Raw genomic sequence first — 24283 nt, 5'->3', positions numbered from 1 at the left:
AAATGAAAAACAAAACGGTAATCATTACGGGCGCATCTACAGGAATTGGGAAAGAAATTGCAAAATACTTTATAGCTCATAAAAGTAATGTTGTAATGAACTCGTCAAATGAAGAAAATTTAAGAAAAGCTTACAATGAATTGGGTTCTCCTTCTAATACGATTTACTTAGCTGGAGATATTAGTAAACAAGAAACAAGTAAAAAACTTGTAGCCTTAGCTTTAAAGAAGTTTAAGTCTATAGATGTTCTTATTAATAATGCAGGAATATTTTCTCCAAAACCATTTTTAGATGTTGAAGAAAAAGATTTAGATCTTTATTTTAATGTAAATCTAAAAGGAACATACTTTGCTACTCAAGCAGTTATTCCTAAAATGGTAGAACAACAAAACGGTTCAATAATAAATATAGGAACTGTTTTAGTAGATCATGCCATTGATGGGTTTCCTGCAACTGCACCACTTACAAGTAAAGGAGCAATTCATGCTTTAACAAGGCAATTAGCTGCAGAATTTGGTAAACAAAATATTAAGGTGAATACAATTGCTCCAGGAATTATAAGAAGTCCGTTACAAAGTAAAATAGGGATTAAAGATGCAGATAGTTTAGCTGGATTACACTTATTAAACAGAATTGGAGAAACAAATGAAATTGCAGAAGCCGCATATTATTTAGCAACATCAAATTTTATAACAGGAGAAACAATTAATGTAGCCGGTGGACACACTGTAGGTCATGCTATCTAAAAAAAAAGTAATTATGTATACAGATCATATAAGAGATATTGAAAACTTGATTAACAGGTATTTTGAAGGGATTTTTAATGGTGATACAATCAAACTTGAAACTTGTTTTCATACAAACGTATATATCTACGGAGATCTTAAAGGAATGGGATATTTAAAAAGTGTAAATGAATATCTTGAAGGTGTTAAAAACAGAAAAAGTCCTAAAGATTTAAACGAGAGGTTAAAAATGAAAATTATAGGAATTGATATTATGGGAAAAATTGCCATGGCAAAACTACATCTTCCTATGCTTGGTTATAATTATTATGATTATTTATCCCTTGCTAGAATTGATAATCAATGGAAAATCGTTAACAAGATATTTACTCATGTAGAATAACTAAGACGGTTTCAAAAACACACATAAGTTGTAACGGTTTGGATGCTTATCCAAACCGTTTTTATTTTTAGATGAAGTATCATATTTTCATGAAAGAGAAATATTAGTAGTATCAATACACAAAACCTATTCTTGTATATTTGTTATAACACAAAGGTTTTAGACTAAAAAATCATAAAATCAATAGGTTGTTGATAGCTAGGTAATAAATTATGCAGCTTTGATATATACCTATATTAAAAATTATTTAATTTAAGAAATAACCAATAATGGATGATGGAATAGCAATTGAATTTTTAGACCATGTAGCTATTCGTGTAAAGGATTTAAAAATTTCCTCAGAATGGTATCAAAAAGTTTTAGGTTTAAAGAAATACCAGCTCCCTGAATGGGGAGAATTTCCGATCTTTCTACTTTCAGGAAAAACAGGAATAGCATTGTTTCCTGCCAACTTAAATGATGCTAAACTTGATTTTAATTCTAGAAATATAAAAATTGATCATTTTGCTTTTAATGTGACTAATGAAAATTTTGAAAAAGCAAAAAAACGATATACAGCGCTAAATCTAGATTTTAATATTCAAGATCATTATTATTTCCATTCAATCTATACAAAAGACCCAGATGGACATATTGTAGAATTAACCACAATAGTTGTAGAAGAAGATGGATTTTATTTAAAATAAAACATAATTAATAATATATACCGTTTAAGGTAACCACAAGTAAACAAGAGATATTGTATACTACCAATTCAAATAAGCTAACATGTTGAATAACCGACATCATTAATTACTAAATGTTATGATAAAAAATTTAGTACTCTTATTAATCTTTTCTTTAGCTAGTAAAAATTACGCTGAAACCAGAACGATTCATGTTTTTGTAGCATTATGTGATAATACATTTCAAGGAATTGTTCCAGTACCCGAAAAAATTGGAAATGGAAAAGATCCTGCATTAAATTTATATTGGGGAGCCGGATACGGTGTAAAATCATTTTTCAAAATAAAGACAAAAGATTGGGTTTTAGTAAAACAATTGAAATCATCAAATCCTATTATCCTAGATAGATTACTATTTAAGCATTCTACAAAAAACGTTTATTTATTAGCTGATGCTTATGATGGTGAAAAGATAAAAACTTGTGTTGAAGATTTTCTAAAAGCCTCAAACTCGCAAAATGGATTTACAATAAAAGAAAATAATTTAACACTTAATTTTGGAGGAGACTCTGATTTGATCTCCTACGTTGGGCATGATGGGTTAATGGATTTTGAAGTTGATATCGATTACAATGAAACCTATAAAAAGAAAAGAGATGTCATCATATTAGCATGTTTTAGTAGAAACTATTTCACAACTGAAATTAGAAAAGCAAATGCTAATCCTATTTTATGGACAACACATTTAATGGCTCCAGAAGCATACACATTAAAAGCGGCAATTGATGGATGGATCAATAATGAAAATGGTAAACAGATAGACGAAAGAGCTGCACAAGCATATAATAAATATCAAAAATGTGGAATAAAAGGAGCTCGAAACTTATTTACAACGGGATATAAAAACTAATTATACCTCTTAAACATTAGGCATAGTTTTTTCTAGTATTTTTTTACCGCTTATCTTAATGTATAACTTATAAACAATCCATGTGCCGACAACCATTTCCAACCAACTTAAAGGAAGTGTAATTAGTAGTATATTCCAATCAGACAATCCCATATTTGCCGTCGCTATCCAAAAAATAACAAATACAGCAGACCATAGAATTGTGCTAGAAATTAAAACAGACTTTAGATTAAAGCCAAAAGAATTGGCATATAACCAAAAAAATAGTACTAAAAGGGCTGTCAAAAGGGTATCCCAAAAACCCCAAATAGTAAAAATAACCCAATCCATTTCTGCTATACCTTCTTTATATTCGAAAAACTGTTTAACTCGTGGCATTACTAAAACAAAATAGCGAAAAACCTCGGATATATTAATCCATACACTTGTTATTAAAACAATTAAGACAAATTGTTTTGGTCTAAATATACTAGTAGTCATTCTAATCAATATTAAGGGTTTTCTTTATTTCTTTTAAAATAGCTTGAGGAGCAGGAAAACTAGGAGTTGACCTGTAAATTGCAATCGAGTTTTCTAAATCACTAATCTGATGGACTAAATCAATACTTCTATTTGAGAATTTTGCAAACCGTAATTTTTTTGGATTAACAATTTTCTGATCAATTAAAAAATCAATCTTTCTAGTACATCGACAAGGATTTTTAGGGTTAGCAAGTCCACATTTCTTGTTTAAAAAACTTCTAATTTTTTTCCTAGATCTAGAAAGTATCTGTCTATAGTTTTCTGCTGTTATCTTTAAAATTTTAGCACCTTCGACACCATTAAACTCAAGAATATCTGTGAGTATATACACTATCCTATCCAGATCATTAAGACATAAAAGTAACCCTTGTGTACAGCTTACCTTCACCTCTTCCTCTAAAAGTGAAAGCTCGCCTTCATTTTTGGAATATCTTACCTCATTAGATTGTCCCAAATCAATTAAGTCTGCATAATCCTCAAAAGGCATTGCAAATTCTTTAGATCGTTTCCCTTTTTGTGTTAGTAAATAATTAGTTGCAACACTATACACCCACGACTTAAATTGACTTTTATTATTAAACGTACTTAAATGAGTAATAACTTTAATCAATATTTCCTGTGTTGCATCTTTTGCATCTTCTGGAAACAATAGCATTTTAAGAGAAAGGTTAAAGACCAAATCCTTGATTTCAATTATAACCAGTTCAAGAGCCTTTCTATCGCCTAAATTTGCTTTTTCTACGAGTATATTCAGTTTATCTTTCATAACTTCTATAAATTAGACAATTCTCATTGACCCAGTGTGACAATTAAAGTAAAAAAGTTATACCTAATACTTTAAATATAGAATGTGCCATCCATTTTTCATATTTTGGTAGGAATAACACATAGCAGTTAAAAATAAAGAGTAAGAAAGGCTTTTAAAAGAAGAAAAATCTCTTAACCTGAAGACAATGAACACTTTATTAAAATATATTATAGAAGAACTAAAAAATATCCAAAATGGTAAAATATGGATAGGAAGTTCTTATACCAGTAAATTAAATTCAATCGATAATAGTCTGGTCTTTAAAAGACCTATTAAAGATATGCATAGCATAGCCGAGATCATTTCTCATCTTACTTTGTGGAGAAATGAAGCACTATTAAAATCAAAACTGGTACTGGTAGTAAAACAGACGATTGTGAAGAAAACTGGTTAACAAATTCTAAGTTACAAGAGAAAGGTTGGGATACAATAAAAACTGAGTATGACAATACATTAACTGAATTAATTACATTATTGAAAGAAAAAGATGATTCATTTTTGAAAAAAGAATATTATGACACTGATTTTAAAGGTAATTATGAATATTCATTCTTATTAAACGGAATGCTTCATCATGATATTTATCATTTAGGACAATTAGGGCTAATTATAAAATATTTAAAACAATAAGTCATAGCTTATAATAATTACATTTCAGTAAAAGCATAATTTATCTGCTCTATATCTACTCTATTTCATCTTAGATAGACTAAACATCAAGAACAAGTTTGTAACCAACGCCACGTACATTTACTATTTTTACTTTTGAATCAAATTCTAGTTTCTTACGCAATTTAGAAATAAAAACATCCAAGGTTCTACCAACATAGCCGCCTTCGTCTTCCCATACCATTTTTAAAATAACTTCTCGTCTTACAGTTGTATTAACAGCGTTATAAAGCAAAATAAGTAAATCTGCTTCTTTATTGGTTAGCTCTATTATCTGATCTTTAATTAAAAGTTCTGTATTTCTCTTATCAAAATGGTAATCACCCAAAGAAACTATATTTGAATCGACACCTCGTTTCAATTTTTTCTTCTTCAGAAAATAAAAGATACTTGTTAAAAGGAAGATTATTATAATCGAAATACTATAATATATCGTGTTAGTATCTGTATTTGATTCATTTGAGAAATTCGAAACGTTGTTAAATGCTGTTTCATTCTTTGCTCTTTTCTTAGTAAACACAAATATTAGGTTGTAACAAGATTTAGGTTGAGTTCTTGTTTTGCATGGTATGATGTCTGCTTGTTCTCGAAAATTCATTTTAAAACTATAAACAAGCTCTTTAGTTTTGCACTGCTCTACTTCAACAATATAATGATTGGCAAGCTCTGTTTCTTTAACAACATGATCAACAGTTTCAACCAATTTTTCTGGAGTAAATTCAAACTCAGATTCAAATTGAATTTTGTATCGATTGTTTTCTTTTATAATTGGTAACACTCTAGAAATACTATCTCCTACACTAAGCAAAACCTTATGCCCTATCATGCGTAAGGATACCTCTATATGACTATCATCCTGAATATCTTGAGCAACACTTCTGGAAATAGGTAATACTAACAATATAAAAAACAACGGAACTATTTTAAGACACCTTGAGTTCATTTTACAAAACTATTCGAATCTGAGACAATTAATAACGTTTTACGCAAAATTTACATTATTTTACATTTCATTTAGCGATTAGCACCACATTTCAGAATAGATTTGATAACACCTAAATAATACAAATCAAGTATGAAAAAAAACACTCTTATTTTCGCGATAGCACTTATAACCATTTCTATGTTAATCTTTGGTTTTAACAACCGAAATGTTTCTGTAAACACCCCCATAACAAAAACTACCAGTAAACCTCTCGTTCCAGAAGGGCAAATTACCGACAACTATAATTTTAATTTTTTTCCAGATTTTTTATATCATGTAGACACAAGATTTCAGGCTATTAAAAAAGACAAAATCAATAATGCCATATCTATACATGATTTCATTACTCTAGAAGATATAAAATCTATTACATCCTACAAATCTGTGAGTGTTATTATTCTAAAGGATAATAAGCAAACAGATATTAGAGAGACAGGAACTAGTGATCTTTTAACTAATGCTCAGATTAAACTTTTGCAATCGGCCGGTTACTCAACCAACATTTTGATTAGGGCAGATTATCAAAAAAAGTATACTAGTACAGGTGGTATATATGACAGTTATGCTACTCCCCATTTTACCGTTGCACCAGAAAAACCTGCCACATATGGTAATGATGAGAATGCACTCATACAGTACCTCAAAGAAAATAGCAGATTAGAAGTAAGTATTATAAGGCAAAACAAGGTACAAGCAGGTAAATTATTTTTTACGGTAACCAAAAACGGAGTGATTTCAAATGTAAAACTTGGAACTTCATCTGGTCATCCATCTGTTGATCAAAAGATGATGGAGTTAATCTATAAAGCTCCAGAAAAGTGGAAACCTGCTGAAAATACGAAAGGAGAAAAAGTTGATCAAGAACTTGTATTTTTCTTTGGAACAATGGGTTGCTAAATCTATACTTTATCATATCTTAAAAGTGCTTACTTAGCCCATCTCTATAAAGCTTGGGCTTTTTTAATATATTTATAATATCATAAGAATTTATCATTTCGAAATCGCTACTTTTTATAAACAAACTGTTAAATCACCTAATCTTTACATACTCATCATAAATCACAATGAAATTAAATAGTTATTTAAGCAATCGTCTTAAGGAAGTTTTTACCGAAGGAAAATGGGTTACGGGAACTAATTTCAAAAAAGAAATCTTTGATTTAGAATGGGATGATGCTCTAAAAAAAGTAGATAGTTTAAATACTATTGCAGATATAACATTTCATATTCACTATTATATTTCGGGAGTGATACAAGTATTTGAAGGGGGTACTCTTGATATCAAAGATAAATTTAGTTTTGACGCTCCTCCTATTAAAAACCAGCAAGATTGGCGAAATTTGGTAGATAAGTTTTGTTCTGATTCAGAAAAATTTATAAATCTAGTCCAAACCATGCCAGAAGAAAAGTTATTGAGCAACTTTGTTGACCAAAAATATGGGAGTTATCTAAGAAATATTGATGCTATGATAGAACATACGTATTATCATCTAGGGCAAGTAATTCTTATCAAAAAACACCTTAAAAAAGACATTTAGTCGTCAAACTATTTAAAAAACACCTCAAACATTTATTCTCTAACATAGGTTTTAAAACCCAAAATCATTATTACTATTCAATCGTTTGGTAACAAATTCTTCTGTGAAGACACAAACAAATAATTCTACATTGAAATTAATTAAAAGATTTGTGGTTAAAAAAAGAATACGAATTAAATAGTTAAAGAATAAAAATGAACAAAATTCTTAAAGTCCAGGCGATATTATTTTTAGTATTCATTTCTGGCATTCAGGGTCAAAATTACTTTGAAGGTCAAATTGAATACAAAATTGATTATGAACCTATAAATCCAAACATTCCAAAAAATTATTTATCTACAGAACTTGGAGATACTTTTACTGCTTTTGTTAAAGAAGATAGATATGCCATGATTTATCATGGAAAAGGAGAACTAGGTTGGATGAAGATAATAGTGCGTTTAGATCAAGGATATTCGTACACTGAGTATGAAAAAAAAGATACAATCACAAAAACCAAATTTGGACTTGAAAAAGAAAAACTACTTGAATTTAATCACAATTTAGATGATCAAAAAAAAGTACTCGGTGAGCTGTGTGAATCAATTACAATTAACTATCAACCATTAGGTTCTGAAGCTTTTTTTGAAACATTTAGGGGTAAGTACTATTTCAATCCAAAATACAAATTAAATCCAAAGTTATACGAAAGCTACACAGATGGATTTTGGCACTTGTTTGTAAAAGAATCTAATTCGATAAGCATCAGAAACGAAACAGAATTCTTTCCTCTTTTTAAAACTATTCAAGAAGCTATATCTATTAATGAAAAAGAAATACCTCTCAAAATGTTTGAACCCAATAGTTCAAAAGTAATAATTGAGAAAAAATAAGATGTTATCAAAGTAAAGTGCGATATACTAATAATCATTATACTTACGCTATAATATAAATTGAATGGGCAAAGAATACTCGATATTTAGAAAATACTCTACCCTAGATCAAGCTAAACAAATTGAATCACTTTTATCTAAAGAAGGTATAGAATCAATTATTGCAGACAATGCTCCTACAATAGATTCAACATTCGGAGCTAGTCCTTTAAATAATGAAATAGAAATAAGGATTAAACAAATAGATTTTGAAAAAGCTGAGAAAATACTCGAAAAGCAAGCTCAAAATCTTATTACCGAAGTAGCTAATGATTATTATCTTTTTGAATTTACTAATGAGGAACTTTATGAAATACTTTTGAAGTCAGATGAATGGAGTGAATTTGATTATACTCTATCCCAACAAATACTAAGAGATCGCGGAAAATCAATAAATACAGAGTTACTAAACTCTTTAAAAACCGAACGTTTAAAACAATTATCTAAACCTGAAGAAAACCAAAAATCTTGGATATTTGCGGGTTACTTTTTCTCGATTATCGGCGGAATGCTAGGGCTAATTATTGGATATTTTTTATGGACTTCCAAAAAAACACTTCCTAATGGTCAAAAAGTATATTCTTACTCTGAAAAAGATAGAAAGCAAGGAAAATACATATTTTATATAGGGTTAGTAGTCTTTCCAACTTCATTTTTAATAAGATTAGCTATGCAACTATAAAAAATTTGCAATTAATTCAACATTCAAAGTTAGCCCCTAGAACAAATAAAGCACAGAAATAGGTTTTAAAAGAATTTAAAAAACTCGATACAATGTTGTTACTATAACTCCTTTATTATCATTTAAAACAATTGATAATAATTGTTTTTCTTCTTCTACTTTGAAATTAAATGGTGATGCTAATAAGTTAATTCCACTTTGCTTTTTTAATCTAATTCCTTGTCCTGAAATTATTTCTTTATTGGGTACAAACTCTCCTACGGGTAAATGTTCGGTTAAAATAACATACTTAAAATCAACTAATTTATCTAGTATTTTTTGTACTTCAGTATTCGACAAATGTTGCAATACTTGTCTTAATAAAGCGCAGTCTCCAGATGGTAGATCATCGATTGCTATATCCAAACAATAAAATTCTAGATTTTCATCTTTAAACTTTGTTTTATTAAATTCTATCAAATCATTTACAATATCTACCGCAACGTATTTTTTAGTATGTTTTACTAATTCTTTTCCTACATTAAAGTCTCCACATCCTAAATCACACACTACAATTGGGTTTCTAAATGATGTTAAAAATGATGTTAAAACATCGATATACGGATTAATAATCTCTGGATTATGTGATCCTACTCCCGAATAAAAATCCGTTGTATTGTCCCCCCACAATTTCATTTCATAAATTTGTTCCATAGCATCTTTTGTAGGCCAAGGTCTTTTTATTTTTTTAGAGCTATTTTTTTTCTTCGTCATAGACATTCTATTTCAAGTCATACTGCCAAAACAAACCTACAAATTATATGATGTAATATATAGTTTAAAATTTATACTCTATTAAATAAAAATGTTTTATGGGCAAAAGTTCAACTATTGTTTTAATCAAAGTTTTTTGTTTAAAAGTGCAAGCAATTTCACTAAGATTTATGGTGAAATAAAAACTAAACTATTATATTGCTTAGTCTCGGGGATGTTGAGACTGACTCGTATAACATGAATTATTATCACAAATAACCCAGCATTTATATATCATAAACTGTATAGAAGCAATCTAGAATTCTTTGATACATTAGAAAAAAGTTCGTAAAACTGATAACCAAAAATAAATGCAATAATTAAAACTTTATAATGTCTTTAAAAACAGTAATTACGTATTTGATATTAATAGTTTCTTTTGGAGTTTTTGGACAATCGGCGCCAAAAGACTTTAAAAATCCTATTTTACCCGGTTTTTATCCTGACCCCTCTATTTGTCGTGTTGATGACACCTATTATATGGTAAACTCTAGTTTTGAATGGTACCCTGGGTTGCCTATTCACAGAAGTAAGGATTTAGTAAACTGGGAAAAAATTGGTCATGGATTACATCGACCTGATCAAATTGTGTATAAAGACGGTTTAAAAAACTCAAATGGTATATTCGCTCCCACGATACGTTACCATAAAGGAACATTTTACATCATTACGACCATGGTTGGTCAAAAAGGTAATTTTATTATATCGTCGAAAGATCCTTCGGGTCCCTGGAGTGATCCCGTTTGGATCAAAGATGCCCCTGGTATTGATCCTTCTCTTTTTTGGGATGATGATGATCGTTGTTATTACACTGGTGCTGGAATCATAGATAAATCTGGTGGTGAATGGCCTGGTAAAAACGGTGTTTGGATGCAAGAAATAAACCCCGATACCGGAGTATTAATTGGATCAAAAAAACAACTTACTTATGGTCATGCTTCAAACGCACGTTGGGCCGAAGGACCACATTTATATAAAATCAAGGGCGAGTATTTATTATTAATCGGCGAAGGCGGAACCGGAGAATATCACTCTGTTACGGTTTTTAACAGTAAGAGTCTTTGGGGACCTTATATACCAAATCATGCTAATCCAATTATGACGCATCGTCATCTGGGAAAAACACACTTAATTGGTCAAACAGGACACGCAGATCTGGTGCAAACTCAAAAGGAAGATTGGTGGAGTGTGTTGTTAGCCAAAAGACAAAACGAAGGGTTTATTACTTTAGCTCGTGAAACCTTTTTGGCAAAAGTAGATATGACTGTTCAAGAAAGTGGTATTACTCCTATATATAATCCCGGTATTGGTTTATTACAAGAGCAACAAGAACGACCTAACTTGCCATGGACTCCCATTCCTGCTATCAAAGAACGTGATGATTTTAATGATAAAGATCTTGATTTAGAATGGAATTTTTTACGAACACCTCGTTCTAACTGGTATACCCAAAGTAATGGTCAAATGAATATTCAATTGCGCCCAGAAGAAATTACTCAATTAGTAAATCCTTCTCTGATTGCTAAACGTACTCGTAATTTTAATTATCAAGTTCATACAAAACTTGCTTTTACTGCTAAAAATAAAAATGAAAAAGCTGGTTTAGTTGTTTACCGTCGTCATGGCAATCACTATCAGTTATTAAAAAGTAAAAAAGAAATTGTATTAATCAAAACCTTACAAAAAAACAATAAAGGTAAGTTTACTCCTCAGATTATTGCTACAGTTCCCTTTCAAGATAAAGAAGTGATATTTGGTCTAAAAGTTGATGGTTTAAAAATTCAATTCTTGTATGGCGAGCATGAAGATGCTTTAAAATCAATTGGAGATGCTCAGGATTATACTATTGTTTCTGATGACGTCGCACAAAAATTTAATGGCGTTTATGTTGGAATGTATGCTACGTCGTCTGGTCTAGAGAGTAAAAATGTAGCCAAATTTGATTGGTTTTTTATGAAAGGTAAAGATTAACAACTAATAAAAAGGGTATTATGATGATAAAAAAACTAGCAACTTCTGTAATTTTCATTTTATTCTTTTGTACAATTTGCCATAGCCAAATCAAATATCAATATTCTGAACCTAAAGACTTAAACGACGAATGGAAAACAGAAAATCTAAAATCACAACATATAGATACCACAAGAATCTATAAAATGTTTACTCAGTTGCATAACAATAAACACAAATTGCATAGTGTTTTGTTAGTTAAAAATAATCAAATCATTATTGAAGAATATTTTAATGGTCACGTTGTAGATAAGCCTCATGATCTGCGTTCTACGACCAAAAGTATTCGATCAATTTTACTTGGAATTGCTATAGATAAAGGGTTCATTGATAGTATTGATGATCCAATTTCCAAATATCTTAAAAATAAAATTCCGAATAAGAACCTTGACGATCGAAAAGAAAAAATCACAATCAAACATCTAGTAACTATGTCTACTGGACTTGATTGTAATGATTGGGATAAAAAATCGAAAGGACAAGAAGATAAGGTTTACAAAAAAAAGGATTGGATCCAGTATACCTTAGATCTTCCGATGATTAATGAACCTGGAACTGTTTCTAATTATTGTTCTATGGGAGTAGTTATACTGGCTGAAATAATAAGCCAAGCTTCGGGCATGTCTATCGACAATTTTTCAGAAAAATATTTATTTAGTCCTTTGGGGATTTCAAATATAAGTTGGGGACATACTTCTGATAAAGATGTTATTGCATCGGGTAAAAGGTTGTATATGACCTCTAGAGACATGGCCAAAATTGGACGACTAATACTACACAACGGAATCTTTAATGAAACACAAATTGTTTCTAAAAAATGGATAGAGGAGTCCACCTCTCCTAAAACAAAAATAACGGGAATCGATTATTGTTATTTATGGTGGAATATTCCTTTTAAAATAAATGGCAAAGTGATAAATTCCAAAATAGCAACTGGAAATGGGGGACAATATATTATGGTTTTTCCAAAACTAGATATGGTTGCCGTATTTACCGGCGGAGCCTATAATTCTCAAGAAGACAAACTACCTTTTGCAATCTTAAATGATGTTTTCCTTCCTACATTTGTGAATTAAAAAAAGAATATACCTATATAATCATGTCAAAAGAATTTAGGATGAATTGTAAAGATTATACGCATTAACAGAAGGGTCTTAACTTCAATTATTTAATCACCAAAGTAAATTTATAATGTTCATGATACTACTATCGCTTCTGATGATATATGGTTATTGTAACATTTTATATCACCAAGAGACATATTAAAGAAAAGATTTTTAATTAAAAGGCTCAAAAAACAATTCGATTATGGGGAAAAAAATTACCTATACTGTATTGATTGCAGGTATAATTTTACTAATTATCAATGTATCTAGATTAAATACTGCTAGTATGGAAATAATCGATTTTACAGGGATTATATCCAATGTATTATTAATTTTTTCTATGGTACTTACTAGTATAGATTTAAATAGAAAAAAATAAGTTAAAAGATATTTTTATATACTTTTCATATTACATATAAACCAATTCTTTTGATAATTTTAAGTTTTATTTTCATTTACTATTAAATAATAGTGCTTCAACCATTAAAAACGATAAAGTCATGACTAACACAAGTATACTGTGGAAATAATTAACTTACCATATAATTTAACTACTAATGAGGCTTCTACATTTCAAATTTTTGATTATCAAACATCAAAGGAATGTTTCAACCAAATGGTATCCTTAAAACAGAACACCTTCAGTTTTTTAATTGAAGGAAGTAAACAAGTGCATTCTAATACTAAAACCATTTCTATTAGAAAATCACATTTTTTATTAATGAAAACCGGTCATTGCCTAATGACAGAAAAACTTCCTAATACCTCGGATAATTATCGTAGTATATTATTCTTCTTTTCTGACAAAGCACTTTTAGACTTCATTAAAAAGTATAACCTCCAGAACTATAAAAATCAAAATCAAGAATCTATATATTCTTTTGAATATGATAATTTCTTGCAAACTTTTGTAAATGGATTGATCGATATTAATCGGCTTAAACCTGAGCTTCAAACAAAATTATTAGAACTAAAATTTGAAGAATTAATGATCTATCTAAAAGAAATCAAAGGAGTTGATTTTATATTCTCGTTAATTTCAAGTTTTAATGATAGGTCTCAACATTTTATTGATACAGTTGAAACTAATAAATTAAACAAGCTTACAGTTAAAGAACTATCTTTTTTATCAAATATGAGTGTATCTACTTTCAAAAGAGAATTTGAAAAAACCTTTAATAGCACTCCAAGTAAATGGTTTCAAGATAAAAGACTCGAACATTCTGCTTTTTTATTAAAAAACAAATCTAAAAGGCCTTCAGATATATTTGAAGAAGTGGGTTATGAAAACTTATCTAATTTTATTCAAGCATTTAAAACTAAGTTTGGCGTAACCCCAAAACAGTATCAATTAAATTGAACGTTTAGCAATACTTTTTGAGCTAAATCAAACATAACTTACGCCTAAGTATCTCATAATTTTGTATTCACATTTAAATACTTATAATTATGAAAAAAATAAATTTAATCTTAGGAGTGTTCTTGACGATAACTAGTATCGCTAATGCTCAAAATACCTTTACATTATCTAGCAATGATCTAGGAGGTTCTGCTACTATTAATGAAGAATTTAATGGTTTTGGATGCACTGGTAATAATCAATCTCCTCAATTATCATGGAATAACGCTCCTAAAGGAACTAAAAGTTTCGCAGTTACCATGTATGACCCAGATGCTCCTACAGGAAGTGGATGGTGGCATTGGGTTGTTTTTGACATACCATCAACAACAACCTCCCTTAAATCAGATTCAGGAGATGTTTCTCTTAATTTAATGCCCAAAGAAGCTATTCAAAGTATTACTGATTATGGTGCTCATGGATACGGAGGTCCTTGTCCCCCAGAAGGACATGGCCTACATCAATACATCATTACCGTACATGCTTTAAAAACAGAAAAACTTGGACTTACTAAAGAAACTAACCCAGCGGTTGTTGGCTATTATCTTTGGAATAACACTTTGGCAAAAGCTAGTATTGTAACGTACTACAAAAGAGATAAAAAATAGATCTCATGTCATTTTATAAACAAATTAAAAAGCGTAGGCACTAAGTGTTTACGCTTTTTAATTTGTTTATCTTTCGAAAATTCAAATAGATCTTAAGAAGAACTATTAATTTTAAGGTTTACAAGAAAAGAAAACAACAATAAGTAGTAATAAAATCAGCATAAATATTATAAGTTAACTTAATCAAGGTAACATTTTATTCTCTTATGACACATATATAATAAATCACGTTTTATGGAAATAGGAACCAAGCCAAATAGAGTAAGTTGGAAGTATAAATTTGGATCAATGATCATAACTGGATTGTTGTATAGTGCAATTCTATTTGCATTCGATTATTTTTCAAACGATAAACTTTATAGTACATATAGTCTAATTTTTCAGGGAGTATTTTTTGGAATAGCTACGGGATTAGGTTTTCCTCTTATTACCGAGAAATTTGGAGGAAAATTTACCTCTAAACTTGGTGGAAACGTTACTCCAGTATTATCCGATACAGAAGAAATTGAAATTAGTGGTCCAGCAAATTTATTTCGTGGAATAGAGGCCACTGGAGGAAAGTTATTCTTAACGAATAAAAATGTGATCTTTAAATCGCATACTATGAATATTCAAAAAGGACAAACCAATATTCAGTATGATAACATTAAAGAGATACTACTAAGAAAAACCGCTAAACTTATTGATAACGGAATTCGAATTACAACAAAAGATGGTAAAAATTTTGATTTTGTAGTAAATGAAAGGGAGCAATGGATGCAAAATTTGAATAAAAGAATCAAAACAGACTTATAGAACTTACTTACACAAATAATCTATTATTTAAATTACCATTTGTTAGCTGCTATACTTTCCATATATTTAAAACATTAATGTCATTGACAAAGTATATGGATTTACAAAAAAACAAAGAAAATGCGATTGCTTTTTATAAAATCGCTTATGAGGGTAACCCAAGAAAGGCCATTGATTTATATGTTGGTGATCAATACATACAACATAACCCTGATGTAGCAGATGGACTCGAGGGGTTTATTACCTACTTTGAAAGGATGCAACGTGAATATCCAAGTAAGTCAATCGAATTTGTAAGATGTATTGCAGAAGGAAATTTAGTAGCGCTACATACACATCAAACCTGGCCAGGAAATGATCAATATATAACTATGGATTTTTTTAGATTTAATAACGATGGCAAAATTTGTGAACACTGGGATTCGATACAACAAATTCCAGAAAATTCTGCAAACCCTAATACCATGTATTAGTATACTTATAGTATATCATTAAAACATTAATTCACAAAATAAATTGCTTTTCTTAAACTAAATGGATAAATATTCTTTACTAGGTTTTATTACCCTAATTATAGTATTTGTAGGCTTACTCTTATCTATTTTTCTTTTAACCGTAAAGACACAAAACAAAATAGCCAATAGACTTTTAGCGCTATACTTTATTGTATTCTCAATTCATATTAGTGTTTTCTTCTATACTTCATATATTGAATTACCTCTCGTTATCGAAATGTTGCGAGATCAGATTATCTCATTATCCAGTCCCCTACTATTTTTGTATTTAGTAGCCAATATTTATTCCGATTTTAAACTTCGATATATTCATTTATATCATCTACTCCCCTTTCTTATAGAAATCATACTATTTATTCCTAATTTTTATGGAGTAAATCATGAAGAAAGAGTAATTTTTACAGAAAATTATAATTCACAAATCATCGTTAAAATCTCTGTAGTTGTGGGATCTGTAATAAGTTTATTCTATTTGATCTTAATGTTTTCAGAACTAAAAAAATATAGACACCTGCTCGTCGAAAATTATTCCAGTACTACTTCTTTCAACTATAATTGGTTATATCAATTGACGATAGTGATCTCATCTATTTTTGTTTTTTCTCAATTTAAACAACTCTACAAATTCACAGGTACCGATATTGAGACACTTAATATTCTAAGAATAGTTCTAATCATACTTTTATTAGGTTTTTTAACTTGGATTATGCTAAAAAGCATGTATCAACCAGAATTATTTAAAGGAATAGATTCAGGTCACAAACTGGTTAAAACGTTAGTTAAAAAAGACAATTCTAAAACAGTTTCTGAATCATCTCAACAAGAATCAATTGAAGCTAACATTCAAAGACTTAATAAATTCATGGAAGAAGAAGAACCATTTCTTGATTCTTCACTTACCATTCAAAAATTAGCCCATCAATTTCAAATGCCCTCACGAGAACTCTCTATTCTTATAAACCATCATTTAAATCAACATTTTTTTGATTTTATAACTTCATTTCGCATCAAAAAAGCTATCCTTTTATTAAAGAATCCAATGAATAAAAAGCTAACAATTTTGGAAATTCTATATGATGTTGGTTTTAACTCAAAATCCCCTTTTAATAAAGCATTTAAAAAACATACGGGATTAACCCCTACAGAATACCGCGCAAAACTTTCATAACAAGCACTTTATAAAAAAGTAATACGCTTATAAAAAAAAGTAGTACTCTTTTTCTGATTAAAAAAGAGTACTACTTTTTTTAGTTGTACGTCTTATTGCTGCCATATTTTCATTTTTGCTTTGAATCCAAACAATATAAAAATGAAGAATCTTATTTTACTAGCGTTTACTACCGTAATACTTAACGCATCTCTTTTTGCAAGACAACATTTATCAGAAAATACAATCCAAAAAGTAGATTCATTATTAAGTGAATATCCTATTAGTAATGGTCCGGGAATTTCTGTTGCTGTTATTAAAGATGGTAAAGCTATTTTTAAAAGGCACAAAGGATATGCAAATTTAGAGCATCGAATTCTGATAACAGATTCTACAAAATTTGTAATCGGTTCTATCGCTAAACAATTTACTGCATTTGCTATTTTACTATTAGAAAATGAAGGCCTACTTTCAATTGACAACAGCATAACAAACTATTTACCAGAACTTAATCATTTACCACATAAAGTAACAATAAAACAACTCATGAACCATACTAGTGGCTTTAGGGATAATACTAACCTGAATAATTTAAAAGGTAGAACCGATGAAGATTTGATTAGTCAAGAAGAAGTGGTAGCACTTTTACTTAGACAAAAAAGTTTAAACTTTACTCCTGGTTCAAGGTTTCAATATTGCAATTCGGGCTACATATTACTGGCCGAGATTGTAAAACGGGTTTCCGGGATAAGCTTTTCTCAATTTACTCAAGAAAAAATATTCAAGCCACTTAAAATGCATCAAAGCGTGTTTTTAGATGATCCAACTCTTATGGTAACCAATAAAGCCGACTCCTATATTAAACAAAAAGATGGCTTTCACTACATTCCTCTTAATCGTTCTGTAGTAGGATCAACAGGCCTTTATACTACAATACATGATTTAGGTCTCTGGGCCAACAATTTTGAAAACCAGACAATTGGAAATAAAACTATTTTTCAAAAGATGAAAACAAAGAGCTCTTTAAATACTGGAGAAATCATACCTTATGCCCTTGGTCAAGAGTTAAAAAATCACAAAGGATTGGATGTTATTTTTCACGGTGGTGGAGATGCAGGTTTTAGATCTTATTTACTACGAGTGCCTTCACATAAATTAACTGTAGCTATTTCAGGAAATTTCGAGTCCTTTAATCCACTAAACATCTCATATGGATTAGTTGATATATTTCTTTCTAAGAATATACAAAAGAAAAAGAAAAAAGAGGTTCCTGTTTATAAAACTAAAGATTTAAAAAAGTTTGAAGGCGATTATAAAATCTTTAATGGATTTTATATAACGATAGAAGCCAAAAGTGATACCTTATACTTTAAAAACTACGGATCAGAAGAAAAATTAAAACTACCTACTATAGGAGAAAATGAGTTTCTTTTTCCGTATATCCATCATAGCAAATTTAGATTTACCAAAGATGGGCTTGTATGGCATTTGTCTGATTTCTATTATCCAGGGAAAAAGGTGTTTTTAAATCCTCCAAAATATGAAGAAATAAATATATCAGAATATACAGGAGTTTATAGAAGTGCTGAAGTCGAGACTTCATATACTTTGATAACCGAAGATAATCAAATTAAAATGACACATAATTATAACCCAGATCTATTATTAGAGCCTATTAGTAAAGATGTTTTTAGAACAAATCAAGCATATATGGGGAAATAGAATTTACAAGAAACGAAGCCGGAAAAATTAATGGATGCAAAGTTTCTGCACAAAAAGCCTATAATATTTTTCTTAATAAAATTGAATAACAATTCAAATTAAATCTCATACGCAAGATACTCTATCTTGCGTTTTTTATATTTTTATATTCCTAAAAAGAGTATTAAATACTTATTTATAAACTAAATTTAGAATGACTTTTTTTAAGATCTCGATAGCTCCGTCAAAACTCTTTCTAATAGATAGCTTAGGTGCATTAGTAACTGCAACCTTATTAGGGCTAGTACTTTCTAGGTTTGAAACCTTTTTTGGCATACCCAAACAGGTGCTATATATCTTATCCTCTATCGCTCTACTATTTTCTTTTTATTCATTTTTCTGTTATTTGTTTCTTATAAAAAACTGGAAACCTTTCTTGAAAATAATTACTTTGGCAAACATCATATATTGTTGTAGTACTATTGTCGTATTAATCTATTTTGCTCAGCAACTTACGCCTGCAAGCATTGCTTATTTTGTTACTGAACTTTTTATTATAGGAATTTTAATACATGTTGAAATAAGAACAGTTTTAAGCAACTAAGCAAAAGATATTTTAAAATTAAAAATTACTCTTTCATAAAGTAATACCTATCCATTATTCATTCTGAGATGAAATATAACAATACAAATTAACCTTAGTTTGTACTTCACTAAAATTTTAATAAATGAAAGATATAGAAATCATATTAGAAAATAAGCCTGGTATCCTAGGACTTATGGGGGAAACATTGGGAAAACATAATATAAGCCTAGAAGGTGGTGGTGTTTTTCAAAATGGTAATGTAGCTATTGCTCATTTTTTGGTAGAAGAAGCAGAGAAAGCAAAAACCGTTTTAAAGGACATAGGTATAACAGTAGTTAAAATTAATAATGTTATAATCCAAAAGCTTAGACAAGATGTACCAGGACAATTGGGTGAGTTTTGCAAGCAATTGGCCAATGATAATATAAACATAGTAGTACAATACAGCGATCACTCGAATCAGTTGATTATTGTGCCAGACAACTATATTAAAGCGCAAAAAATATCCAAAAAATGGACAGAAACTTGGTGGAACTAACTTCTAAAACAGACATCTAGATTATGAAAAAAGAACATCAGTATCAAGCAACAATAAAATGGACTGGAAATAAAGGATCTGGGACATCGAACTATAAAGAATTTGAAAGAAGCCACACAATATCTGTTGCTCATAAAACAGATATTTTTGCTTCATCAGATCCTGCTTTTAGAGGTGACAAAACTAAACACAACCCTGAAGATCTATTGCTTGCTTCACTATCTTCATGTCATATGTTATGGTATCTACATTTATGCGCTGAAGGTGGAGTAATTGTAGTTGACTATATCGATAATGTTACAGGTACTATGACAGAGAAAACCAATGGTAGTGGACAATTTACAGAGGTAATTCTAAATCCTATTATTACGCTTACTAATCATTCAATGATTCAAAAAGGTAAAGAGCTACATAATAAGGCAAACAAATTCTGTTTTATAGCTAATTCTGTGAACTTTATTGTAAAACATAAACCTACATTCTTGGTTAAAACATTGTAAATTAGCTCTTATCAAAAAAATACAATGAATAGCAGTTTTTAATTAAATTCTGAAAGCTGCTATTTCTTTAGAATCACCTTAACGCATGGATTTAATCAATATAAAAAGAGTTTCTTATACTTGAATTTAAAAATGAGTGAATTATTACTCGTATTACGAACAGTTTAAACAAAACCCAGAAACAACTCCATTAAAATTTGTCGAAACATAACCGTTAGGGAGTTTAAAATCGATTTCATTGTTTAGACATTCGACTGTTCCACATTTTTCGCATCTAAAATGCAAATGATTATGATTATGATTTTTATCAAGACAGTTTAGGCATAATGCAAAGTATTGTTTTCCGTCATCACCTATTATCTGATGTACTACGCCATCTTCACTAAATTGATTTAAGATGCGGTATATCGTAGCTCTATCTGCTTTAGTAGAAAGTTCTGACTGAATCATTTCATGATTTAAAGCAGTGCCAGATTCTTTTAAAACAGATAGAACAGCTTCTTTTGATTTTGTTTTTCTTCTTTTCATGAAATAGTAGCTCTATGTTATTAAAAAAATAAAATTACGCATAACTTTGGTAAGCAAAAAAATATTATTTCCAATTTATTCACATTAAAAACAATGAAAAAAGAAAAACCCTTGGTTAATTTTGAATATATCTTACAAAAATTTCCCGGTAAAGGTGGATGGACATATGTTGAAATCCCTGAAGTTTTTCAAAATAAAAATAATCCTTTTGGGTGGGTCAAAGTAAAAGGTAGCATAGATGATTTTGAATTAAATCAATATAAATTAATGCCAATGGGAAATGGAAAGCTGTTTTTGCCTGTTAAAGCTGAAATACGAAAGAAAATAAAAAAAGAAAAAGGCGATTACGTCAAGGTTATACTCTATACTGATGATTCTTCCTTAAAAATTCCTCAAGAAATAATAGAATGTTTTAAGAACGAACCCAAAATAACATACACAACTTTTCTCTCATTTACAGAAGGTCAAAAAAAATCTTATCTAGATTGGATATATCAAGCTAAAAGTGATGAAACTAAGGCTAATCGGATTCTAACGATGATGGATAGATTACAAAAAGGACTTAGATTACATGATAAAAACGCAACAGATTAAGTAACTAAACAATGTCATTTTTAATCATTAAAGATTAAAAAGTTTAGAAAACAATTGCGTAACCGAATAGTTACACTTATATTTGTAACCGTTCAGTTACATAAATAAAAATGAGAAGAGATGTATTTCAGGCAATAGCCGACCCTTTACGAAGAGATATCATAAGCTTATTGGCTAAACAACCTATGACCGTTAATGCTGTGGCTAAAAAATTTGAAGTTAGCAGACCTGCCGTTTCTAAACATTTAAAAATTCTTAAAGAATGTGGAATAATCACAATCAATCAAGACGGACGAGAACGCTTTTGTCAAATTGAACCAAAAAATCTTATCCCTGCATTTTTATGGATAGAACAGTACAAAACTTTGTGGGAAGAAAAACTTGACTCTTTTGAAAACTACTTACTAGAATTACAAACAAAAAATAAAAACAATGACCAAAATGGATGACACGAACAATCGCACTTTAACTTTAAAAAGAACATTTAATGCTCCTATACAATTAGTTTGGGAAGCTTGGACACAGCCAGAACACATAGCTAACTGGTGGGGGCCCAAAGGAATGAAAACCAAGGTGATCGAGCACAATTTTAATGTTGGAGGCACATGGAAATACACTATGGAAATGCCTGATGGAAATGAATTTATTGCCGAAGGAGAATACTTAGAAATCATAGAATTAGCAAAAATTTGTTCTTCTGCTAATTTTAGACCGATGACAGAAGGCGTAGAAATACAAGCAATTTTTGAAGCCTCAGGAGACAAAACAAATTTCACATTTAATGTTGTACATCCTACGGCAGAGTATTGTCAACAACAAGAAAAAATGGGCTTCATGAATGGCTGGGGATCAGTCTTTGATAGACTTCACGAATACATGCAAGAAGTCGCACTATAAACAAGAATAAACATAACACAACAAAAGAGAGTAGGAACTTATACCCTACTCTTTTCTTTTTTAATTAATTCTTCTGTTTTCTAATCCAAAAATATTCAAAATTTAAAAACCATAAAATTTATACTTAAAAAGAAGTGTCAATGTTGATTGATTATCATTATCTTAGAGAAAATATATCATCGTCAATTACCCCCTCTCATCTAGAATTGTTCTAAATGTGTTTTTGTTTAACAAATGCGTATGAATGCTATGCATCCAAAGGGTAAAATATTTTTAAGTTATGTTTCTTACTATAAGTTATGTGAGTAGTGCATCAGAAAAATTAACAATCGAAGATATAGAAATGTTAATGATCGATACCAAAGTAAATAATAATAGAAACAATATAAGAGGTATATTAGTTTATATAGATCGAAACTTCTTTCAGATTATAGAGGGTGAATATCATAAGACCATGTCTCTTTTTCAAAGGATACAAAGGGATAATAGACACTATAATATTTTAAAGATTTTGGAAACAAAATCTTTGCATAGAAAATACAAAAGGTTTAATAGTAATTATATTACTTCCTGCAGCGAAGAGGCTTCTAACTCACTTTTAAAATTTCTTGAAATTAGCAATGAAGATATTCCTGATTTAAGATTACATGATTTAATTGTAGATCAGTCTAAAGCATTACTAAGTATGTCTTAGTTTCTAGTATGATATAAAATATCTAAAAACAAATCTATCCCGAATAATTTCATTAATTTCCAGAGATCAAATTAATTTATTTATTTAAGGTGAGAATATACATATTAATATTTCTTGTTGTATTTCTTCAATTTTCTGGATTTACACAACATAAAAAATATACTTCAATTCCCGAGGCTTTACAAAACCCCGAATTAGTTACATGGTTAGATATCAATTGTAAGGAAGTAACATCATTTTCTAAGCATGCACAAAAACTACAGAATGTAACTTCATTTTATTTAACTACATGCAACTTAGAACAAGTCCCTTCAGAAATCAAACACCTAAAAAAATTAGCTTTACTAAATTTACAAGGAAATAATTTAGATACACTACCAGACAATTTTTCTGTATTGGATAAAATAACCGTATTAAACCTTAGAAATAACTCATTTCGGGAAATACCAATCTGGTTAGCTAATTTACCACAACTAAGAGAAATTGATTTAGCCAATAATATAGACTTAGATATATCTCAAGCCTCTCATGTGTTTTCAAAAATCAAAAATCTTGATTTTCTATATTTAAACGGAAATAACCTTACAAAATTACCTCAACATTTTACTGATAATCAAAATCTTAAAGAACTTCATTTAAGTAATAACCCAAAACTAGATTTACAACAAACTTTTCAAGTGCTTTCTGAAATTTCGTCTTTAAAAATCCTTGTTCTATCCAAAAATCAATTGCATAAATTGCCAAAGAGCCTAAATTCTCTTAAACAAATTGAAGGCCTGGTTCTAGATCAAAATCCAAATCTTATCATCTCAACATTAGCAGAACAATTGATGCATACCCCCAATATAAAAGTCGTATTGCTTAGAAATAATGATTTGACCAATCTGCCTGAAGATTTAAGCGGATTTTATTCATTAAAGGTATTAGAATTAAGTAGTAATAATTTTAATGCCAAAGAAAAATTACGAATTCAACAAGGACTTCCAAATACTAAAGTCATTTTTTAGATTTTAATAACTGGTTATCAAATCTTTATTTGATTTACCAATAATTTT

32 protein-coding genes are annotated in these 24283 nt (G+C 29.6%); 27 read left to right on the top strand and 5 right to left on the bottom strand.

Annotated features, from left to right (window positions below):
- Positions 1-2: 2 nt before the first annotated feature.
- From D1816_RS02040 to D1816_RS02025, 4 genes are all read left to right on the top strand, one after another.
- The gene (locus tag D1816_RS02040; RefSeq protein WP_118500979.1) at positions 3-746 is read left to right on the top strand and encodes an SDR family NAD(P)-dependent oxidoreductase; all 744 of its coding nucleotides are present in this window, start codon (positions 3-5) and stop codon (positions 744-746) included.
- A 13-nt stretch (positions 747-759) separates the two neighbouring features.
- Complete coding sequence (locus D1816_RS02035; protein ID WP_118506191.1) at positions 760-1128, top strand: nuclear transport factor 2 family protein; 369 nt, start codon at positions 760-762, stop codon at positions 1126-1128.
- A 269-nt stretch (positions 1129-1397) separates the two neighbouring features.
- A complete protein-coding gene (locus D1816_RS02030) occupies positions 1398-1814 on the top strand; it encodes a VOC family protein (protein WP_118500978.1) in 417 nt (138 codons plus the stop codon).
- A gap of 118 nt (positions 1815-1932) precedes the next feature.
- On the top strand, positions 1933-2703 hold the full coding sequence (locus D1816_RS02025) for a hypothetical protein (RefSeq protein ID WP_118500977.1): 771 nt from the start codon (positions 1933-1935) through the stop codon (positions 2701-2703).
- 9 nt (positions 2704-2712) lie between these two features.
- Here the strand turns inward: D1816_RS02025 and D1816_RS02020 are convergent, their stop codons facing one another.
- Both D1816_RS02020 and D1816_RS02015 read right to left on the bottom strand, forming a co-directional pair.
- A complete protein-coding gene (locus D1816_RS02020) occupies positions 2713-3183 on the bottom strand; it encodes a hypothetical protein (protein ID WP_118500976.1) in 471 nt (156 codons plus the stop codon).
- Position 3184: 1 nt separating this feature from the next.
- Positions 3185-3991, bottom strand: a complete 807-nt coding sequence (locus D1816_RS02015) for an RNA polymerase sigma factor (RefSeq protein WP_118500975.1) — start codon at positions 3989-3991, stop codon at positions 3185-3187.
- Positions 3992-4178: 187 nt separating this feature from the next.
- Between D1816_RS02015 and D1816_RS02010 the strand changes: the two genes are divergently transcribed.
- Complete coding sequence (locus D1816_RS02010; RefSeq protein ID WP_118500974.1) at positions 4179-4427, top strand: hypothetical protein; 249 nt, start codon at positions 4179-4181, stop codon at positions 4425-4427.
- A 104-nt stretch (positions 4428-4531) separates the two neighbouring features.
- Positions 4532-4663: a hypothetical protein gene (locus D1816_RS26185; RefSeq protein WP_255420549.1), complete on the top strand. Its 132-nt coding sequence runs from the start codon at positions 4532-4534 to the stop codon at positions 4661-4663.
- Positions 4664-4742: 79 nt separating this feature from the next.
- Here the strand turns inward: D1816_RS26185 and D1816_RS02005 are convergent, their stop codons facing one another.
- The gene (locus D1816_RS02005) at positions 4743-5645 is read right to left on the bottom strand and encodes a winged helix-turn-helix domain-containing protein (RefSeq protein ID WP_233565305.1); all 903 of its coding nucleotides are present in this window, start codon (positions 5643-5645) and stop codon (positions 4743-4745) included.
- Between the two features lie 132 nt (positions 5646-5777).
- Here D1816_RS02005 and D1816_RS02000 point away from each other — a divergent pair, with 132 nt between their 5' ends.
- The 4 genes from D1816_RS02000 (at position 5778) to D1816_RS01985 (ending at position 8818) form a co-directional block, all read left to right on the top strand.
- Positions 5778-6584 (top strand): energy transducer TonB, encoded by an 807-nt coding sequence (locus D1816_RS02000; RefSeq protein ID WP_118500973.1) that lies wholly within the window; start codon positions 5778-5780, stop codon positions 6582-6584.
- Positions 6585-6751: 167 nt separating this feature from the next.
- Complete coding sequence (locus D1816_RS01995; protein ID WP_118500972.1) at positions 6752-7225, top strand: DUF1572 domain-containing protein; 474 nt, start codon at positions 6752-6754, stop codon at positions 7223-7225.
- A 194-nt stretch (positions 7226-7419) separates the two neighbouring features.
- Positions 7420-8097, top strand: coding sequence for a hypothetical protein (locus tag D1816_RS01990; RefSeq protein WP_118500971.1), 678 nt, complete (start codon positions 7420-7422; stop codon positions 8095-8097).
- Between the two features lie 64 nt (positions 8098-8161).
- Positions 8162-8818 carry a DUF2007 domain-containing protein gene (locus D1816_RS01985; RefSeq protein WP_118500970.1) on the top strand — a complete coding sequence of 219 codons (657 nt, stop codon included), beginning with the start codon at positions 8162-8164 and terminating at the stop codon, positions 8816-8818.
- Positions 8819-8893: 75 nt separating this feature from the next.
- Here D1816_RS01985 and D1816_RS01980 read toward each other — a convergent pair whose 3' ends face one another.
- On the bottom strand, positions 8894-9571 hold the full coding sequence (locus D1816_RS01980; RefSeq protein WP_118506189.1) for a class I SAM-dependent methyltransferase: 678 nt from the start codon (positions 9569-9571) through the stop codon (positions 8894-8896).
- Between the two features lie 372 nt (positions 9572-9943).
- Between D1816_RS01980 and D1816_RS01975 the strand changes: the two genes are divergently transcribed.
- The 12 genes from D1816_RS01975 to D1816_RS01930 all read left to right on the top strand — a co-directional run bounded on the left by D1816_RS01975 (position 9944) and on the right by D1816_RS01930 (position 20515).
- Positions 9944-11581, top strand: coding sequence for a glycoside hydrolase family 43 protein (locus D1816_RS01975; protein ID WP_118500969.1), 1638 nt, complete (start codon positions 9944-9946; stop codon positions 11579-11581).
- Between the two features lie 20 nt (positions 11582-11601).
- On the top strand, positions 11602-12696 hold the full coding sequence (locus tag D1816_RS01970) for a serine hydrolase (RefSeq protein WP_118500968.1): 1095 nt from the start codon (positions 11602-11604) through the stop codon (positions 12694-12696).
- Positions 12697-12928: 232 nt separating this feature from the next.
- Positions 12929-13105 (top strand): hypothetical protein, encoded by a 177-nt coding sequence (locus tag D1816_RS25525; RefSeq protein WP_158597782.1) that lies wholly within the window; start codon positions 12929-12931, stop codon positions 13103-13105.
- A gap of 141 nt (positions 13106-13246) precedes the next feature.
- Positions 13247-14086, top strand: coding sequence for an AraC family transcriptional regulator (locus tag D1816_RS01965; protein ID WP_118500967.1), 840 nt, complete (start codon positions 13247-13249; stop codon positions 14084-14086).
- Positions 14087-14175: 89 nt separating this feature from the next.
- On the top strand, positions 14176-14733 hold the full coding sequence (locus tag D1816_RS01960; RefSeq protein WP_118500966.1) for a YbhB/YbcL family Raf kinase inhibitor-like protein: 558 nt from the start codon (positions 14176-14178) through the stop codon (positions 14731-14733).
- A gap of 234 nt (positions 14734-14967) precedes the next feature.
- The gene (locus D1816_RS01955) at positions 14968-15528 is read left to right on the top strand and encodes a GRAM domain-containing protein (protein WP_199729965.1); all 561 of its coding nucleotides are present in this window, start codon (positions 14968-14970) and stop codon (positions 15526-15528) included.
- Between the two features lie 95 nt (positions 15529-15623).
- The gene (locus D1816_RS01950) at positions 15624-16001 is read left to right on the top strand and encodes a nuclear transport factor 2 family protein (protein WP_118506187.1); all 378 of its coding nucleotides are present in this window, start codon (positions 15624-15626) and stop codon (positions 15999-16001) included.
- 61 nt (positions 16002-16062) lie between these two features.
- Positions 16063-17211, top strand: a complete 1149-nt coding sequence (locus D1816_RS01945; RefSeq protein WP_118500965.1) for an AraC family transcriptional regulator — start codon at positions 16063-16065, stop codon at positions 17209-17211.
- Between the two features lie 141 nt (positions 17212-17352).
- Positions 17353-18912 carry a serine hydrolase gene (locus D1816_RS01940; protein WP_118500964.1) on the top strand — a complete coding sequence of 520 codons (1560 nt, stop codon included), beginning with the start codon at positions 17353-17355 and terminating at the stop codon, positions 18910-18912.
- A gap of 193 nt (positions 18913-19105) precedes the next feature.
- On the top strand, positions 19106-19495 hold the full coding sequence (locus D1816_RS25520; RefSeq protein WP_147405102.1) for a hypothetical protein: 390 nt from the start codon (positions 19106-19108) through the stop codon (positions 19493-19495).
- 124 nt (positions 19496-19619) lie between these two features.
- Positions 19620-20015: an amino acid-binding ACT domain-containing protein gene (locus D1816_RS01935; RefSeq protein ID WP_118500963.1), complete on the top strand. Its 396-nt coding sequence runs from the start codon at positions 19620-19622 to the stop codon at positions 20013-20015.
- A gap of 23 nt (positions 20016-20038) precedes the next feature.
- Complete coding sequence (locus tag D1816_RS01930) at positions 20039-20515, top strand: OsmC family protein (RefSeq protein WP_118500962.1); 477 nt, start codon at positions 20039-20041, stop codon at positions 20513-20515.
- Between the two features lie 153 nt (positions 20516-20668).
- Here the strand turns inward: D1816_RS01930 and D1816_RS01925 are convergent, their stop codons facing one another.
- On the bottom strand, positions 20669-21043 hold the full coding sequence (locus D1816_RS01925; protein ID WP_066312935.1) for a Fur family transcriptional regulator: 375 nt from the start codon (positions 21041-21043) through the stop codon (positions 20669-20671).
- A 93-nt stretch (positions 21044-21136) separates the two neighbouring features.
- Between D1816_RS01925 and D1816_RS01920 the strand changes: the two genes are divergently transcribed.
- From D1816_RS01920 to D1816_RS01900, 5 genes are all read left to right on the top strand, one after another.
- Positions 21137-21637 carry a YdeI/OmpD-associated family protein gene (locus D1816_RS01920; protein WP_066312939.1) on the top strand — a complete coding sequence of 167 codons (501 nt, stop codon included), beginning with the start codon at positions 21137-21139 and terminating at the stop codon, positions 21635-21637.
- Positions 21638-21747: 110 nt separating this feature from the next.
- Positions 21748-22086 (top strand): helix-turn-helix transcriptional regulator, encoded by a 339-nt coding sequence (locus D1816_RS01915; protein ID WP_118500961.1) that lies wholly within the window; start codon positions 21748-21750, stop codon positions 22084-22086.
- Entirely contained in the window at positions 22070-22534 is a 465-nt protein-coding gene (locus D1816_RS01910) for an SRPBCC domain-containing protein (RefSeq protein ID WP_066312944.1), read from the top strand. The genes D1816_RS01915 and D1816_RS01910 overlap by 17 nt, the downstream gene beginning before the upstream one ends.
- 280 nt (positions 22535-22814) lie before the next feature.
- Positions 22815-23228 (top strand): BLUF domain-containing protein, encoded by a 414-nt coding sequence (locus tag D1816_RS01905; protein WP_118500960.1) that lies wholly within the window; start codon positions 22815-22817, stop codon positions 23226-23228.
- Between the two features lie 89 nt (positions 23229-23317).
- Positions 23318-24235, top strand: coding sequence for a leucine-rich repeat domain-containing protein (locus D1816_RS01900; RefSeq protein WP_158597781.1), 918 nt, complete (start codon positions 23318-23320; stop codon positions 24233-24235).
- The last annotated feature ends 48 nt before the right edge of the window (positions 24236-24283 follow it).

Source organism: Aquimarina sp. AD10 (assembly GCF_003443715.1).
Classification (GTDB): Bacteria; Bacteroidota; Bacteroidia; order Flavobacteriales; family Flavobacteriaceae; genus Aquimarina; species Aquimarina aggregata.
This window is presented reverse-complemented; position numbering and strand designations above follow the sequence as displayed.

Coding starts and splice junctions, on each gene's coding strand:
- D1816_RS01980 (WP_118506189.1), bottom strand. CDS start 9,571: ATGACGAAGAAAAAAAATAGCTCTAAAAAAATAAAAAGACCTTGGCCT.
- D1816_RS01930 (WP_118500962.1), top strand. CDS start 20,039: ATGAAAAAAGAACATCAGTATCAAGCAACAATAAAATGGACTGGAAAT.
- D1816_RS02010 (WP_118500974.1), top strand. CDS start 4,179: ATGAACACTTTATTAAAATATATTATAGAAGAACTAAAAAATATCCAA.
- D1816_RS01915 (WP_118500961.1), top strand. CDS start 21,748: ATGAGAAGAGATGTATTTCAGGCAATAGCCGACCCTTTACGAAGAGAT.
- D1816_RS01955 (WP_199729965.1), top strand. CDS start 14,968: ATGGAAATAGGAACCAAGCCAAATAGAGTAAGTTGGAAGTATAAATTT.
- D1816_RS02025 (WP_118500977.1), top strand. CDS start 1,933: ATGATAAAAAATTTAGTACTCTTATTAATCTTTTCTTTAGCTAGTAAA.
- D1816_RS01910 (WP_066312944.1), top strand. CDS start 22,070: ATGACCAAAATGGATGACACGAACAATCGCACTTTAACTTTAAAAAGA.
- D1816_RS01925 (WP_066312935.1), bottom strand. CDS start 21,043: ATGAAAAGAAGAAAAACAAAATCAAAAGAAGCTGTTCTATCTGTTTTA.
- D1816_RS01990 (WP_118500971.1), top strand. CDS start 7,420: ATGAACAAAATTCTTAAAGTCCAGGCGATATTATTTTTAGTATTCATT.
- D1816_RS02005 (WP_233565305.1), bottom strand. CDS start 5,645: ATGAACTCAAGGTGTCTTAAAATAGTTCCGTTGTTTTTTATATTGTTA.
- D1816_RS01945 (WP_118500965.1), top strand. CDS start 16,063: ATGGATAAATATTCTTTACTAGGTTTTATTACCCTAATTATAGTATTT.
- D1816_RS02015 (WP_118500975.1), bottom strand. CDS start 3,991: ATGAAAGATAAACTGAATATACTCGTAGAAAAAGCAAATTTAGGCGAT.
- D1816_RS01920 (WP_066312939.1), top strand. CDS start 21,137: ATGAAAAAAGAAAAACCCTTGGTTAATTTTGAATATATCTTACAAAAA.
- D1816_RS01970 (WP_118500968.1), top strand. CDS start 11,602: ATGATGATAAAAAAACTAGCAACTTCTGTAATTTTCATTTTATTCTTT.
- D1816_RS01995 (WP_118500972.1), top strand. CDS start 6,752: ATGAAATTAAATAGTTATTTAAGCAATCGTCTTAAGGAAGTTTTTACC.
- D1816_RS01960 (WP_118500966.1), top strand. CDS start 14,176: ATGAAAAAAATAAATTTAATCTTAGGAGTGTTCTTGACGATAACTAGT.
- D1816_RS01905 (WP_118500960.1), top strand. CDS start 22,815: ATGTTTCTTACTATAAGTTATGTGAGTAGTGCATCAGAAAAATTAACA.
- D1816_RS01975 (WP_118500969.1), top strand. CDS start 9,944: ATGTCTTTAAAAACAGTAATTACGTATTTGATATTAATAGTTTCTTTT.
- D1816_RS01985 (WP_118500970.1), top strand. CDS start 8,162: ATGGGCAAAGAATACTCGATATTTAGAAAATACTCTACCCTAGATCAA.
- D1816_RS01940 (WP_118500964.1), top strand. CDS start 17,353: ATGAAGAATCTTATTTTACTAGCGTTTACTACCGTAATACTTAACGCA.
- D1816_RS01935 (WP_118500963.1), top strand. CDS start 19,620: ATGAAAGATATAGAAATCATATTAGAAAATAAGCCTGGTATCCTAGGA.
- D1816_RS01950 (WP_118506187.1), top strand. CDS start 15,624: ATGGATTTACAAAAAAACAAAGAAAATGCGATTGCTTTTTATAAAATC.
- D1816_RS25525 (WP_158597782.1), top strand. CDS start 12,929: ATGGGGAAAAAAATTACCTATACTGTATTGATTGCAGGTATAATTTTA.
- D1816_RS02030 (WP_118500978.1), top strand. CDS start 1,398: ATGGATGATGGAATAGCAATTGAATTTTTAGACCATGTAGCTATTCGT.
- D1816_RS02020 (WP_118500976.1), bottom strand. CDS start 3,183: ATGACTACTAGTATATTTAGACCAAAACAATTTGTCTTAATTGTTTTA.
- D1816_RS02000 (WP_118500973.1), top strand. CDS start 5,778: ATGAAAAAAAACACTCTTATTTTCGCGATAGCACTTATAACCATTTCT.
- D1816_RS02040 (WP_118500979.1), top strand. CDS start 3: ATGAAAAACAAAACGGTAATCATTACGGGCGCATCTACAGGAATTGGG.
- D1816_RS02035 (WP_118506191.1), top strand. CDS start 760: ATGTATACAGATCATATAAGAGATATTGAAAACTTGATTAACAGGTAT.
- D1816_RS25520 (WP_147405102.1), top strand. CDS start 19,106: ATGACTTTTTTTAAGATCTCGATAGCTCCGTCAAAACTCTTTCTAATA.